Origin of the sequence: Leisingera daeponensis DSM 23529, from assembly GCF_000473145.1 — a bacterium.
Classification (GTDB): domain Bacteria; phylum Pseudomonadota; class Alphaproteobacteria; order Rhodobacterales; family Rhodobacteraceae; genus Leisingera; species Leisingera daeponensis.
Map to the genome: position 1 here is coordinate 2,009,782 of NZ_KI421500.1, position 13,697 is coordinate 2,023,478.

The 13,697-nt window shown below is 64.1% G+C and carries 12 protein-coding genes; 5 read left to right on the plus strand and 7 right to left on the minus strand.

Annotated features, from left to right (window positions below):
* The first annotated feature begins 131 nt into the window (after positions 1-131).
* Together DAEP_RS0110185 and DAEP_RS0110190 are read left to right on the plus strand one after the other, a co-directional pair.
* The gene (locus DAEP_RS0110185) at positions 132-1,055 is read left to right on the plus strand and encodes a sulfite exporter TauE/SafE family protein (RefSeq protein ID WP_027244578.1); all 924 of its coding nucleotides are present in this window, start codon (positions 132-134) and stop codon (positions 1,053-1,055) included.
* 2 nt (positions 1,056-1,057) lie between these two features.
* Entirely contained in the window at positions 1,058-1,843 is a 786-nt protein-coding gene (locus DAEP_RS0110190; RefSeq protein ID WP_008557578.1) for a TIGR02186 family protein, read from the plus strand.
* Positions 1,844-2,060: 217 nt separating this feature from the next.
* On the opposite strand, the gene DAEP_RS0110195 is transcribed toward DAEP_RS0110190, so the two are convergent.
* The 7 genes from DAEP_RS0110195 to DAEP_RS0110225 form a co-directional block, all read right to left on the minus strand.
* Positions 2,061-2,798: an SDR family oxidoreductase gene (locus tag DAEP_RS0110195; protein WP_027244579.1), complete on the minus strand. Its 738-nt coding sequence runs from the start codon at positions 2,796-2,798 to the stop codon at positions 2,061-2,063.
* A complete protein-coding gene (locus DAEP_RS0110200; RefSeq protein ID WP_008556133.1) occupies positions 2,795-4,333 on the minus strand; it encodes an ATP-dependent DNA helicase in 1,539 nt (512 codons plus the stop codon). The genes DAEP_RS0110195 and DAEP_RS0110200 overlap by 4 nt, the downstream gene beginning before the upstream one ends.
* A 63-nt stretch (positions 4,334-4,396) precedes the next feature.
* Positions 4,397-5,038 (minus strand): acyl-homoserine-lactone synthase, encoded by a 642-nt coding sequence (locus tag DAEP_RS0110205; RefSeq protein WP_027244580.1) that lies wholly within the window; start codon positions 5,036-5,038, stop codon positions 4,397-4,399.
* A gap of 94 nt (positions 5,039-5,132) precedes the next feature.
* Positions 5,133-5,852 carry a helix-turn-helix transcriptional regulator gene (locus DAEP_RS0110210; RefSeq protein ID WP_027244581.1) on the minus strand — a complete coding sequence of 240 codons (720 nt, stop codon included), beginning with the start codon at positions 5,850-5,852 and terminating at the stop codon, positions 5,133-5,135.
* A 372-nt stretch (positions 5,853-6,224) separates the two neighbouring features.
* Positions 6,225-7,505 carry a crotonyl-CoA carboxylase/reductase gene (ccrA, locus tag DAEP_RS0110215; RefSeq protein WP_008557479.1) on the minus strand — a complete coding sequence of 427 codons (1,281 nt, stop codon included), beginning with the start codon at positions 7,503-7,505 and terminating at the stop codon, positions 6,225-6,227.
* A 113-nt stretch (positions 7,506-7,618) separates the two neighbouring features.
* Positions 7,619-9,049 (minus strand): 1-acyl-sn-glycerol-3-phosphate acyltransferase, encoded by a 1,431-nt coding sequence (locus DAEP_RS0110220; protein WP_027244582.1) that lies wholly within the window; start codon positions 9,047-9,049, stop codon positions 7,619-7,621.
* A 30-nt stretch (positions 9,050-9,079) separates the two neighbouring features.
* Positions 9,080-10,192 (minus strand): acyltransferase family protein, encoded by a 1,113-nt coding sequence (locus DAEP_RS0110225; protein WP_027244583.1) that lies wholly within the window; start codon positions 10,190-10,192, stop codon positions 9,080-9,082.
* A gap of 210 nt (positions 10,193-10,402) precedes the next feature.
* On the opposite strand from DAEP_RS0110225, the gene DAEP_RS0110230 reads away from it, so the two are divergent.
* The 3 genes from DAEP_RS0110230 (at position 10,403) to deoD (ending at position 13,531) form a co-directional block, all read left to right on the plus strand.
* Positions 10,403-12,370, plus strand: a complete 1,968-nt coding sequence (locus tag DAEP_RS0110230) for a protein meaA (protein WP_027244584.1) — start codon at positions 10,403-10,405, stop codon at positions 12,368-12,370.
* 120 nt (positions 12,371-12,490) lie between these two features.
* Complete coding sequence (locus DAEP_RS0110235) at positions 12,491-12,808, plus strand: H-NS histone family protein (protein ID WP_008554383.1); 318 nt, start codon at positions 12,491-12,493, stop codon at positions 12,806-12,808.
* Positions 12,809-12,826: 18 nt separating this feature from the next.
* Positions 12,827-13,531, plus strand: coding sequence for a purine-nucleoside phosphorylase (gene deoD, locus DAEP_RS0110240; protein ID WP_008554791.1), 705 nt, complete (start codon positions 12,827-12,829; stop codon positions 13,529-13,531).
* The last annotated feature ends 166 nt before the right edge of the window (positions 13,532-13,697 follow it).

The window sequence follows — 13,697 nt, forward strand, 5'->3', positions numbered from 1 at the left end:
GCGGGAGCCGCTTGGTCCATCAGTGCAGCGCTGCCACAGTTAAGTCCAGTTTGCCGCCGCAAATCAGTCCTGCACGCTGCGCAGCGGCAGAGATCATTGATTTTTGAACGGTCCGCGGTCTAACAAAGATCATGCAGATATACCTTCCCATAGCTGAGGTCTCGGTAAATGCCTTCCTTCTTCTGGGCCTCGGAGGAATGGTGGGTGTTCTCTCAGGCATGTTCGGAGTGGGCGGCGGCTTCCTGATGACGCCGCTGCTGTTCTTCATCGGCATCCCGCCCGCGGTGGCGGTGGCCACCGAAGCGAACCAGATTGTTGCCTCCTCCTTCTCGGGCGTGCTGGCGCATTTCCGAAGGCGCACGGTCGATATCAAGATGGGGCTGGTGCTGCAGGCCGGCGGCCTGATGGGGGCGGCGCTGGGGGTTGTGGTCTTCAACTATCTCAAGGCGCTGGGGCAAGTCGATCTGCTGGTCAAGCTGTGCTATGTCGTCTTCCTCGGCGTCGTCGGCGGCCTGATGTTCATCGAAAGCCTGAACGCCATCCGCAAGGCCAAGAAGGCCGGTGGTGCCGCGCCCGCCCCGCGCCGCCAGCGCGGCTGGGTGCATGCGCTGCCGTTCAAGATGCGTTTCCGCACTTCCGGCCTTTATATCTCGGTGATCCCGCCGCTTCTGGTCGGCGTCTGCGTCGGCATCCTGGCTGCGATCATGGGCGTCGGCGGCGGCTTCATCATGGTGCCTGCGATGATCTACATCCTCGGGATGCCGACCAAGGTGGTTGTCGGCACCTCGCTGTTCCAGATCATCCTGGTCACCGGCTTCACCACCATGCTGCACGCCACCACCAACTATACCGTCGATATCGTGCTGGCGGTGCTGCTGCTGATCGGCGGCGTGATTGGTGCCCAGATCGGCACGCGGATCGGTGTTTACCTCAAGGCCGAACAGCTCCGCATCCTGCTGGCGCTGATGGTCATCGCGGTCTGCGTCAAGCTGGGCCTCGACCTGTTGCTGCAACCCTCCGAGATCTACTCGCTGGGTGAGCCCGGGGGGCACTGACCATGCGCAAGCTGCTTTTGTCCGCGCTGACCGCCGCCGCCCTGGCCCTGCTGCCGCACACCGCGGCCCAGGCCGGCAAGGAAGAGGTCGTGCTTGGCCTCAGCCAGGACCGGGTGGCGATCACCGCCACCTTCGACGGGTCGGAAATCCTGGTTTTCGGCGCCGTCAAACGCGAAACCCCGATCCCGCAGGACGACCCGCTGGAAGTGGTGGTCGCCGTGTCCGGCCCGGCGCCCTCCGTCATGGTGCGGCGCAAGGAAAAGAAGCTGGGGATCTGGGTCAACGTCGACAGCGTTCTGGTCGATTCCGCGCCGGCGTTCTATGCGGTGGCCACCAGCGCCCCGTTCAATCAGGTGCTGACCGACACCGAGGACCTGCGCTACCGGATTTCGATCAAACGCGCGATCCGCTCGGTCGGCGCCGCGATGCACATCCGCGGCGCCCAGGCTTTTGCCGATGCGGTGATCCGGATCCGCGAGAAGAACGGGCTGTACTCCCTGCGCGAAAACACGGTGGCGGTGGATGAGCAGACCCTGTTCCGCACCGCCATCGAGATGCCCGCCGACCTGACCGAGGGCAGCTATCAGACCCGCATCTTCCTGACCCGCGGCGGCAAAGTTGTGTCAAGCTATGAGACTGCCATCGATGTGCGCAAGGTGGGGCTGGAGAAGTTTCTGTACTCGCTTTCGCGCGAGCAGCCGTTCCTTTACGGGCTGATGTCGCTGGCGATTGCCATTGCGGCCGGCTGGGGCGCGTCCGCAGCCTTCAGCCTGCTCAGGAACCGCTAAGGGGGTCAGCCTCTCCTGGCGGAGCGGGAAAGGGGCGTTGCCCCTCTTGGCCTGGCGGCCAATTCACCCCGGAGTATTTTGCGAAAGATGAAGGCCCGCGTTTCGCGGCCCGGCAAGCGGCTCTTCCGCCGGGAGAGCCGGCCCGCTGCGCGCCAGCGCAGCGCCACGCCCAACGGGAGCGGCGCATCCTTGAGGCGCCTGCGACGGGCGGGAGCGCTTAGCCGCGGCCGATGTAGGGCATCTTGGTGGCCATCACCGTCATGAACTGCACGTTGGCCTCCAGCGGCAGGCGGGCCATGTGCAGCACCGATTTCGCCGCGTCCTCCACCGCGAAGGTGTGCATCGGCTCTCCGTCCGGGTTCGCCTCCGCGTGGCGCTGGCTCAGGTCTTCGACCATCGGCGTGCGGGTGTTGCCGATGTCGATCTGGCCGCAGGCGATGTCAAAGGGGCGGCCGTCCAGCGACAGGCTCTTGGTAAGGCCGGTGATGGCGGCCTTGGTAGCCGCGTATGGCGCTGACTGGGGCCGCGGCACATGGGCGGCGATGGAGCCGTTGTTGATGATCCGCCCGCCCTGCGGCGCCTGGTGGCGCATCTGCCGGAAGGCCGCGCGGGCCGCCAGGTACATGCCGGTGAGGTTCACGTTCACCGAGGCGAACCAATCCTCCAGCGGGATTTCGTCGATGGTGCCCGGCGGGGTGAAGATGCCTGCGTTGTTGAACAGCACATCCAGCCGCCCCGCCGCCATCACAAAGCTGTTCACCGCGTGGTCCACTGCCGCGGGGTCGGTCACATCAGCGGGAAGCACATGGGCGTTGTCATGGCCCAGCGCCGCCTCTTCCAGCCTGTCCGCGCGGCGGGCCAGCAGGCCGACCTGCCAGCCCTCGGCCAGAAACAGCTCCGCCACGGCACGGCCGATGCCGGAACTGGCGCCGGTGATCAGGATGGAAGGGCTCATGCGGGGGTGTCCTCCTGTGCTTCCAGTGTCAGCGCCGCGGCCGGGATGGCCTTGAGGTCATCCACCGGCAGCGGGCCGGAGGGTTTGGCCAGCCGGTTCCTGACCACCCAGATCAGCCGCTCCTGGGCGCGGGTGATGGCGACATAAGCGAGCCGCTTCCACAACGGCTGGCCCGCCTCCACCCGGCCCATGCGGGCGGCGGCGTAGATGTCGGGGGCAAAAACCTGGGCGGTGTCCCACTGAGAGCCTTGCGCCTTGTGGATGGTCACCGCCGCCCCGTGCAGAAAGGTTGCGCCCATACGCGCGGCATAGGGAATGAAGGGCTCTTCCTCATCCGGTTTCTCGATCTTCACGATCGAGGCGGCGGAGACCTGCGGATCCTCTGCCCCCATCACGTGCAGGCGCGAAAACCCGGGCTTGCGGCCGGCCCCGAGGTAGATCACCTGCGCGCCCTTGATCAGGCCGCGGGCCTCCAGATCCAGGCGCTTCTTGCGGTGCTTCATCGGCAGTTCGATGCCGTCGCAGATCAGCGGCTCGCCGGCGATCAGCGCGTCCTCCGGCGCGCCATGGACGGCGCGGAAGGCGTTGATCAGCCGGATCCGGGTGTTGTTGCGCCACACCAGCACCGGCGAGCGCGCCATCAGGTCGACCTCCACCCGCTGGCCCCAGACCACCCTCTCGTCGCGCCGGGCGGTGTCCTCCACCATGCGCTCGAAATCCTCGAACCCCAGCTGCGGGTCAGCCAGCGCGTGGGCCAGGTCGAGGATCGGATTGCCCGCCTCTTGCCGGTGGATGCGGTTGAGGATCAGCTGGCGCGGCTCCGGCAGGGTTTCGAACACCATGGAGCCCGACTGGTTGACCGGCGCCAGCTGCGCCGGGTCGCCGAACAGGATCAGGTTCGGGAAGATCTCCTTCAGATCCTCGAACTGGCGGTCGTCCAGCATCGACGCCTCGTCGATGAAGCCGATGTCGAGAGGATCCTCGCGCCGCTTCCAGCCGGTGATGAAGTCGGAGCCGCGCAGGCCCGCCGCCGCCAGCGCGCCGGGGATCGACTTGTTCCTTTCGTAAAAGGCCGCGGCCCGGGCCAGCGCCTCCTCGCTCAGCCCTTCGATGTCGGGCTGCTCCCCCTGCCCCGCCAGCCATTCGGCGATTTTCTCGAATTCAGGATCGTAAACCGGCGTGTAGAGAATACGGTGGATGGTGGTGGCCGGCACCCCGCGCAGGCGCAGCACGCTGGCGGCCTTGTTGGTGGGCGCCAGAATCGCCAGCGTGCGGCGGTCTTCGCCCTTCTTGCGGCTTTCGTAATCACCGGAGACGATCTCAACCCCGGCCTGTTCCAGCGCCTTGTAAAGCTCGGCCAGCAGCAGCGTCTTACCGGACCCGGCCTTGCCGATCACCGCCATCACCCCGGCATCGCCGCGGGGCGGGTGCAAGAGCCCGTCGTCAAGGTCCACCCCCGCCTGGCGCAAGAGTTCGGTCACGCTGTCATAAGCGGCGGCCTGGTCATCGGAAAACTGTACGGGCAGAGCTGTCATGGCGCGACCCTACAGCCGCGGAGCCGGGTCCGCCAGAGGATCCGGCCCCGGTTTGCGCAATGTTCAGGCGCTGAGCGCCACCGGGCCGGCGGCGCCGGCGCCGCCGAAGGAGCGGTCGAACCAGAGCTGCGACAGCTCCGGCGGGATGCCTGCCTTGCGCGACACGCTGTGATAGGTCTCTTCGGCATATTCCCAAAAGCCCATGCAGATGGGATTGCGCCCCTCACCCTGGACGCCGGTGATCTCAGGCGCGAAGCCCAGGTTGCGGAACGCGCGGGCCGTGTGGCGGTAGAACACGCCTGTGTAATGAGGAATGTCGAAGTTGCGCATGATTTCGAGGCTGCCAAGCATCAGCCCTGCTGCGATCCTGCCCTGCGCCTTGCGCGACAGGCAGAACCGGGTGCATTCCCAGATCAGCGGGCTGCAGATGGGGACGCCGCCACAGAGATCCAGGAAGATTTCATTCACCATCACCCGGCCGGTGGTCGGCAGAAACCGCATGGAGCCGCCGTGGCGGCCGTCCGGCATTTCCCAGATCATGTAGAGCGGGTCCAGTTCGTCGTACTGGTCCCTTTCCTCGCCGTTGCCGTTCACCTGCACCTCCCAGCCGAGCCGCGTCTTGAACTGATCGGCCCTGTCCAGGAACATTGAATGAGCCAAGTCCGCGTGCTTGTGAAGATCGTGACCGTAAACATAGCGCAGCATGGTAAATTCCCCTTTTGGTAGAAAAGCAGGGGAATGATACGACTATTGGGTTCAACGCCCGAGAGAATTTACACGCAAAAGGGTAGCTCTACCGTTAAACCACAATCAAACCGAGACTTACCGCGCGGGCAATGGCGTGTGTGGTGTTGATCGCGCCAAGTTTGAAGCGGGCGCTTTCGATATAAACCCGCAGGGTGTGCTCGGAGATCGCCAGGGTCTGGGCCACCTGTGCCCGGCTGTAGCCGATCGCCAGCAGCGTCAGCGCGTCAACTTCCCGCGGCGACAGCGGCTGCGCCTGTTCTGCGGTGCGGGAAGGTTCCAGTTCCAGCACCTTGCGGTTGAAGTAATGCGCCACCAGGATGAAATCGCGGTTGTACTTCGCGACAAGCTTCTCCCAAGCTGCATCGCCGCAATTGTGGCTGAGCGTGAACAGCGCGAACTGGCCGTTCGGACCCCTGATAGGGATCGCATAACCCTGATTGCCCACACCATGCTCCATCGCGTCTTTCAGGAACTCGCGCGCCGGTTTGGGGTTCCAGTCCAGCCGCTTCCAGTCGACGGGGTGAAAACGCTGGTAGCAGCCCACGACCACCGGATCGACCCGTGAATAGGCCTTGTCCAGATAGCGTCCTGTCCAAGCCTCGGAGTAGGTGCCGAAATAATAGTGGTTCCCGGCGGTCTCGACCCAGAGATACATTGCATGATCGACGCCAAACACCTCGCAGACCTGCTCAACGATCAGTTGCAGGCCTTCCAGGGTTTCAGTGGCGTCAAGCGCCTCCAGGATGCGGTCGAGTTCTGCTTTGTATGCCATGAAATACGTGCTGCTGCCCTTCAGGTCCGGCCCCATTCTGAGGGAGGCTCGTGGCAGGATCTGCTGCCGCGGGCTGGCCGGTCGTTCATGCTCTTTTGCAGTGGGGACCTCCCGGAGGTCAATGCGAAGGTTCCGCTTTCGTTCATTTTGGGTGAACGGCTGTGCGATGCAGCAGAAAAACGCCGCAAAAACCGGGGCGTAGAGAACCGGCTTTTCCTGCCGGCGGCCAGGTCCTCCCCCGAAATAGCGAGGCCGCATCCGGCAACCGGCTGAAATACCTGTCTGCCGACCGTCAAATCAGAAAAAATCCCGCGAACCACAGATGTGATTCGCGGGATTGGTCTCAGCTTGATAGCGCTGCCGCCTGGGGGATCAGGCCTCCAGCACGTCCTGCAGGGTGCGCAGGCCGGTTTTCGGGGCCTGCACCAGCACCGACATGTTGCCCGGCAGGTGCTCGTTGCGCATCATCTTCATGTGCGCTTCCGGCAGGTCGTTCCAGGTGAAGACCTCGGACATGCAGGGATCCAGGCGGCGCTCGACCATCAGCTTGTTGGCGGCGGCGGCCTGCTTCAGATGGGCAAAGTGCGAGCCCTGCAGGCGCTTCTGGTGCATCCACATGTAGCGCACGTCGAAGGTCAGGTTATAGCCGGTGGTGCCCGCGCAGATCACAACCATGCCGCCCTTTTTGACCACGAAGGTGGAGACCGGGAAGGTCGCCTCGCCCGGGTGCTCGAACACCATGTCGACGTTCACGCCCTTGCCGGTGATGTCCCAGATCGCCTTGCCGAACTTGCGCGCCTCTTTGAACCACTCGGCATATTCCGGAGTGTTGACCGTGGGCAGCTGGCCCCAGCACTTGAAGTCCTTGCGGTTCAGAACGCCCTTGGCGCCGAGGCCCATGACGAAGTCGCGCTTGCTCTCGTCCGAGATCACGCCGATGGCGTTGGCGCCGGCGGTGTTGATCAGCTGGATCGCATAGGAGCCGAGGCCGCCCGAAGCGCCCCAGACCAGCACGTTCTGGCCCGGCTTCAGGTCGTGCGGCTCATGGCCGAACAGCATCCGGTAGGCGGTGGCGAGCGTCAGCGTGTAGCAGGCGCTTTCTTCCCAGGTCAGGTGCTTGGGGCGCGGCATAAGCTGCTGGGCCTGGACGTTGGTGAACTGGGCGAAGGAGCCGTCCGGCGTCTCATAGCCCCAGATCCGCTGGCTGGGCGAATACATCGGGTCGCCGCCATTGCATTCCTCGTCGTCGCCGTCGTCCTGGTTGCAGTGGATCACCACCTCGTCGCCGACCTTCCAGCGGGTGACCTTGGAGCCCACGGCCCAAACGATGCCGGAGGCATCGGAACCGGCGATGTGATAGGGGGCCTTGTGACCGTCGAAGGGCGAGATCGGCTTGCCGAGCGAGGCCCAGACGCCGTTGTAATTGACGCCGGCCGCCATCACCAGGACCAGCACCTCGTTGCTGTCCAGCTCCGGAACATCGACCACCTCCTGCTGCATCGCAGTATTCGGCTCGCCGTGGCGTTCCTTGCGGATGGCCCATGCGTACATCTTCTTGGGCACATAGCCCATCGGGGGGATTTCCCCCAGTTCATAGAGATCTTTCTCCGGCGCCTCGTACGACATGACGTCAGTCTGGGTATCCAATGCCATGATGGCCTCCTTTGTATCCTGTGCTTTTGCCGCGGTGCAGAATCGCAGCGATTATCTGAGGGATAGGATTGGCTGAGTAATATTGCAACCACTTTTGCGCCGTATGGGTAATTTTATGACCCAGCGGATGCAGCATTTCCCTTAGCAGGTGCAGAAAAATCACGGTTCCCGCCCGGCTGCGCGCCGTCCCGGGGCAACAGGTGGCGGATCGAATTGGCATAAAACACCAGCAAGTCGCGGCGGTCTTCGACCGGGGCGAACCGGCCGCCGGATTCGGCCACCAGCCCGCGGCGCTGCAGCTGCCGCAGGCCGCTGCCCGCCGCATAGGACAGATTCTCGCGGGGCATATGGGCATGCGCCAGCGGCATCGCCGCGATCAGACCTTCCAGCCGGTGCTCGATGGCGGCCCGGCTGAGGGCGCCGTGGCGCAATAGCACGGCGGCGATCAGCGGCACCGGCAGCACCGGAACAATGGCGCTGATCCGCTGCATCAGCTCACGCGCCAGCGGCTTGGTAATGTCGCCCTGCCGCCCGGCCCCGAAACCGGCGAGGCTCAGCGGGCGGCCGAAGTTCACCGCTGCATAGCCCGCGCGGCGGTGGCGCCCGGTCATCCACAGCCACAGCTGCCGCAGCAGCCGCAGCGCCACCAGCCCGATCCCGGCCCGGAACCGGCGCTCGCCCGCCTTGGCGGCAGAGGTCAGGATCCGGTCCTCCAGCACCCGGTCATAGTTCAGCGCCACCGGAACAAAAACCACGTCGCGCCCGTCCGGGTCATACCCCTCGACGATGTACTTCAGCAGCCCCAGCCTGGGCGGTGCCAGGGCGCCGTCCAGGCTCAGGCCGCCCTCGGGGAACATCGCCTGGGTGGAACCGCCGCGGGTGGCGAGGCGCACATAGGCGGCCAGCACCTGGCGGTAGAGATCATTGCGCGAGCGGCGGCGGATGAAATAGGCGCCCATTGCCCGGATCAAGCGGCTGAGCGGCCAGACCCGCGCCCACTCCCCCACCGCATAAGACAGCGCAGAACGCTCCGCCGCCAGATAGGTGACCAGCACGTAATCCATGTTGGAGCGGTGGTTCATCACGAACACCACGGTGGATTTGGGGTCGATGGCGCGCAGCGCCTCCTCGTCCTGGTGGCCCAGCCGCACCCGGTAGACCGCGTTGGACAAAAGCCGGGCGGCGCGGATCGCCAGACCGAAATAGGCGAAGGCGGAGAAGCCGGGCACGATCTCGCGCGCATAGCGGCGGACCTGCTCAAACGCCACGTTTTCCGGGATGCCCTCCGCCGCGGCGTGATCCGCTGCCGCCTGCGCCACCTGCGGATCGTGGATCAGCCGCTGGATCATATCGTGGCGGCGGGCCAGCTTGAAAGGCTCGATCGGGCGTTCAAGACGCTTGTTCAGCCGCGCCACCGCGCGCTCCAGCCGCCGCCGGAAGAACCAGCGCACCGAGGGAAACAGGAAATGCGACGCGAAGGTCACCGCGGCGAAGGCCACGATCAGCACAAAAAGCCACAGCGGCAGTTCCACGGTTTGCGTCATCCCGCGAAGCCTTGCCCAAGCCTGCCCGGTTTACAAGCCCTTTGCCGCGGCTTCCGGCGCTGGCGCAAGCCGCACCGCGCGGCCGCGATCATCGCGGCGTTCAAGAAAGGACCGGACGGCCTGCTGCGCCGGCAGTTCGACCAGATGATGAACAGCGCTCGACAGCAGCAGAATGCCCCCCAGAACCAGGCCCGCGGCCAGCACAAAGACCCCGTCTGACAGCCCCGGCGGCAGCAGCGACAGCAGGGTCACCCCGATGTAATTGTGCAGCAGGTAAACCGGATAGCTGATCACCCCCAGCGCCGCCAGCGGCCGCCACGCCAGCACGCTGGCCGCCCGCAGGCGCCAGGCACAGGCTGCAACCGCGAGGAAGATCAGGGCAAGGACGGCGGTCTCCCCCCAATCCTCTGCGCGGTAGAGGGCGACCGAGAAGCTCCAGAAGATCAGCGCCGCCTGCCGCTTGCCGCGCGCCCCGCCATAGACCGCGGCAAAGGTGATGCCCGCCGCGAACAGATGCGCATAGGCCAGGAACAGCGTCTCGATCACCACCTGCGGCACCAGCCCCGGAACCGCGAACTGGACCGCTGCAAACAGGGACTGCATCAGCAGCAGCACCAACGGCGCCACCGCCGCAAAGCGTCCGGCGGGCGCCAGCCAGCAAATCACCGCAGCCAGCAGGTAGAAGCGGATTTCAATGGCGAGCGTCCAATACACCACATCGACGTAACCATCGAACCCCAAGGCGCTGTGCCAGAAGCGCTGCGACGTGAAGGTCCAGGAGGCGGCAAAGCCGCTGAGCCCGCCCTGCACTTCCCGGCTGAAACCGCTGTCAACGCTGTGGACAAAGGCAAACGTCAGGATCGAGCAAACCGCCAGGGCGGGCCACAGCCGCGCCAGACGCTTCAGCGCAAACCGCCAGGGCCCGGGCTGGCCGGCTAGCGACAGCGTGATGACAAAGCCGGAAATGACGAAAAACAGCGCGACACCAAGATCGCCGTATCTCGCCAAAGGCAGCAGCCCCGCGCCGTAGGGATAGTGCTGGGGGTACGCCTGAAAATAATGGTACAGCACAACTGCCAGCACGGCGACAGCGCGCAGACCGTCGAACTCGGCAAGGCGCCGCCCGGATAAAGTGTTCTTCAAAGCCGTAATCTTCTAAAAATCGATTCAACTTATAAGACCCTAGTCCGCATCCAGCTCTATCTCAACCGCACCGTTCCTGATGGTTAACCGCGGAACTGGGCATCAGCCCTGCGAATGCCGCAACGCAGCGAATTGACACGGGTTGAAAATTGCAGTTTACATCAGCGTGACGAAATAAAATTACCGACACTCTGACTCGCGAGGCCCGACATGCCGCAGATGCAAAAAGACCGCCCCTGGCTGATCCGCACCTACGCCGGCCACTCCACGGCCAAGGCGTCCAACGCGCTTTACCGCGCCAACCTGGCGAAAGGGCAGACCGGGCTTTCGGTCGCCTTCGACCTGCCGACCCAGACCGGTTATGACAGCGACCACGTGCTGGCGCGCGGCGAAGTGGGCAAGGTCGGCGTGCCGGTCTGCCACCTGGGCGACATGCGGGCGCTGTTCGACCAGATCCCGCTGGAGCAGATGAACACCTCGATGACCATCAACGCAACAGCGCCGTGGCTCTTGGCGCTGTATATCGCGGTGGCCGAGGAACAGGGCGCCGATGTGTCCAAGCTGCAGGGCACGGTGCAAAACGACCTGATCAAGGAATACCTCAGCCGCGGCACCTATGTCTGCCCGCCCAAGCCCAGCCTCAAGATGATCGCGGATGTGGCGGAGTACTGCTACACCAACGTGCCCAAGTGGAACCCGATGAACGTGTGTTCCTACCACCTGCAGGAAGCCGGCGCGACGCCGGAGCAGGAGCTGGCCTTTGCCCTGGCAACCGCGCAGGCGGTGCTGGATGAGCTGAAACCGCGCATTGCACCGGAAGATTTCCCGGCCATGGTCGGGCGCATCTCCTTCTTCGTGAACGCGGGCATCCGGTTCGTGACCGAGATGTGCAAGATGCGCGCCTTTGTTGACCTGTGGGACGAGATCTGCCGCGACCGCTATGGCGTGGAGGATCCCAAGTTCCGCCGTTTCCGCTATGGCGTTCAGGTGAACTCGCTGGGCCTGACGGAGCAGCAGCCGGAAAATAACGTCTACCGTATTCTGATCGAGATGCTGGCAGTGACGCTGTCCAAGAAAGCCCGCGCCCGCGCGGTGCAGCTGCCCGCCTGGAACGAGGCGCTTGGCCTGCCCCGTCCGTGGGACCAGCAATGGTCGATGCGGATGCAGCAGATCCTGGCCTATGAGACCGACCTTTTGGAATACGGCGACCTGTTCGACGGAAATCCGGCGGTCGATGCCAAGGTCGAGGAACTGAAGGAAGGCGCCCGCGCCGAGCTTGCCAACCTTGAATCGATGGGCGGCGCTGTCGCCTCGATCGAATACATGAAGGGCCGGCTGGTCGATTCCAATGCGGAACGCCTGAACCGGATCGAGAAGAACGAGACCATCGTGGTGGGCGTCAACAAGTGGACCGAGGGCGAGCCCTCGCCGCTGCAGACCGAGGACGGCGGCATCATGGTCGTCGACCCGGCGGTGGAGCAGGAGCAGATCGAACGGCTGAACGCCTGGCGCGGTGAGCGCGACAATGACGCGGTGCAATCGGCCCTGGCCGCGCTGCGCGCCGCGGCGCAGAGCGGCACAAATGTCATGGAACCGTCGATCGCCGCGGCCAAGGCCGGCGTCACCACCGGCGAATGGGCCGAGGAAATGCGCAAGGTTTACGGCACTTACCGCGGCCCGACCGGCGTGTCGGCCTCGATGTCGAACAAAACCGAGGGTCTGGACGAGCTGCGCGATGCGGTCAACGCGGTCAGCGACGTGCTGGGCCGACGGATCAAGTTCGTGGTCGGCAAGCCGGGCCTCGACGGCCATTCCAACGGCGCCGAGCAAATCGCCTTCCGCGCCCGCGACTGCGGCATGGACATCACCTATGACGGCATCCGCATGACCCCGGCGGAACTGGTGGAAGCGGCGCAAAAGGATGACGCCCATGTGGTGGGCCTGTCGATCCTGTCGGGAAGCCACCTGCCGCTGGTCGAAGAAATGATGCAGCGGATGCGCGACGCCGGTTTGGCGCATATCCCGGTGGTCGTCGGCGGCATCATCCCGGAGGAGGACGCGCAAAAGCTGAAGGCCATGGGCGTGGCTCGCGTCTATACACCCAAGGATTTCGAGCTCAATTCAATTATGAGCGACATTGTGGACCTGGCAAGGCCACCGGAAATTGCAGTGAATTGACTTTTTACCGGCAGTTTTCTGCAAACCGATAAAAAAGATGCTGAAACGCGTCTGGTATTCAGTCCATAAGGAATGACATGCCGGTTTTTCCGGTGTGTCATTTTATATATGGAGTTCAGAATGACCCTCGACCTTTCGGCAATGAGCAGAAAAGAGCTTCTGCAGCTTCGCAGTAATGTTGAAAAAGCACTGCAGGATGCGGAACTGCGCGAACGCCAGGAAGCCTTGAAAGCCGCCGAGGAGGCTGCCGCAAAATACGGTTTCTCGCTGGACGAGATCGCCACCGCGTCGCGCCAGGGCGCAAAAAAGGCCAAGGCCGCTCCGAAATACCGCAACCCGGAAAATCCGGAAGAAACCTGGACCGGGCGCGGCCGCAAACCGCATTGGGTCCATGCCGCGCTGACCGCGGGCAAGGATATTTCCGATCTGGAAATCTGATCTGTCTGGAGCTGAGCGATGACCATTCACATCGGCGCCGCCAAGGGCGATATTGCAGAAACCGTGCTGATGCCCGGCGACCCCTACCGGGCGAAATGGGCGGCTGAGACGTTTCTGGAAGATGCCAAACTGGTCAATGAAGTGCGCGGCATGCTGGGCTATACCGGCACGTGGAAGGGGCACCGGGTGAGCATTCAGGGCAGCGGCATGGGGATGCCCTCGCTGTCGATTTATGCCAACGAACTGATCCGGGACTATGGCGCCAAGACGCTGATCCGCATCGGCTCTTGCGGCGGCATGCAGGAGAAGGTCAAGGTGCGGGACGTGATCCTGGCGATGACCGCCACCACCCTCAACAGCCCGTCCAGCGGTATCTTCCGGGAGCTGAACTTCGCCCCCTGCGCCGACTGGGGCCTGTTGCAGGCGGCGGCCCAGGCCGCATCCAAACGCGGCGCGGCGACCCATATCGGCGGCATCTACTCCTCGGATGTGTTCTATGACGAACGCCCCGACCTGAACGAGCAGATGGTGCGCCACGGCATTCTCGGCGTGGAGATGGAAGCGGCAGAGCTTTACACGCTGGCGGCCCGCCACGGCTGCCGGGCGCTGGCGGTGCTGACCGTGTCCGATCATCTGGGCACCGGCGAGGCGCTGCCCTCCGATCAGCGCGAGCGCAGCTTTGGCGACATGGTGGAAATTGCCCTGGAGGCCGCGTTCAGCTGAAAGTTTTCATTTTGACAATCAGTAAGGGCAGCGGCTTTCGCCCTGCCCTTTTTTCCTGCCTGAAAGGCCCTGCTTCATTTCACGCGCGGTGAAAATGCGGCGCTAATGGCGTTCTCACTCAGGCCAATTAAATGACCTGCCTGCTTCCATGCAGATATTGCGCCAT

Excerpts from the sequence above, each read along its gene's own strand:
- DAEP_RS0110185 (WP_027244578.1), top strand. The coding sequence starts at position 132 with ATGCAGATATACCTTCCCATAGCTGAGGTCTCGGTAAATGCCTTCCTT.
- DAEP_RS0110190 (WP_008557578.1), top strand. The coding sequence starts at position 1,058 with ATGCGCAAGCTGCTTTTGTCCGCGCTGACCGCCGCCGCCCTGGCCCTG.
- DAEP_RS0110195 (WP_027244579.1), bottom strand. The coding sequence starts at position 2,798 with ATGAGCCCTTCCATCCTGATCACCGGCGCCAGTTCCGGCATCGGCCGT.
- DAEP_RS0110200 (WP_008556133.1), bottom strand. The coding sequence starts at position 4,333 with ATGACAGCTCTGCCCGTACAGTTTTCCGATGACCAGGCCGCCGCTTAT.
- DAEP_RS0110205 (WP_027244580.1), bottom strand. The coding sequence starts at position 5,038 with ATGCTGCGCTATGTTTACGGTCACGATCTTCACAAGCACGCGGACTTG.
- DAEP_RS0110210 (WP_027244581.1), bottom strand. The coding sequence starts at position 5,852 with ATGGCATACAAAGCAGAACTCGACCGCATCCTGGAGGCGCTTGACGCC.
- ccrA (WP_008557479.1), bottom strand. The coding sequence starts at position 7,505 with ATGGCATTGGATACCCAGACTGACGTCATGTCGTACGAGGCGCCGGAG.
- DAEP_RS0110220 (WP_027244582.1), bottom strand. The coding sequence starts at position 9,049 with ATGACGCAAACCGTGGAACTGCCGCTGTGGCTTTTTGTGCTGATCGTG.
- DAEP_RS0110230 (WP_027244584.1), top strand. The coding sequence starts at position 10,403 with ATGCCGCAGATGCAAAAAGACCGCCCCTGGCTGATCCGCACCTACGCC.
- DAEP_RS0110235 (WP_008554383.1), top strand. The coding sequence starts at position 12,491 with ATGACCCTCGACCTTTCGGCAATGAGCAGAAAAGAGCTTCTGCAGCTT.
- deoD (WP_008554791.1), top strand. The coding sequence starts at position 12,827 with ATGACCATTCACATCGGCGCCGCCAAGGGCGATATTGCAGAAACCGTG.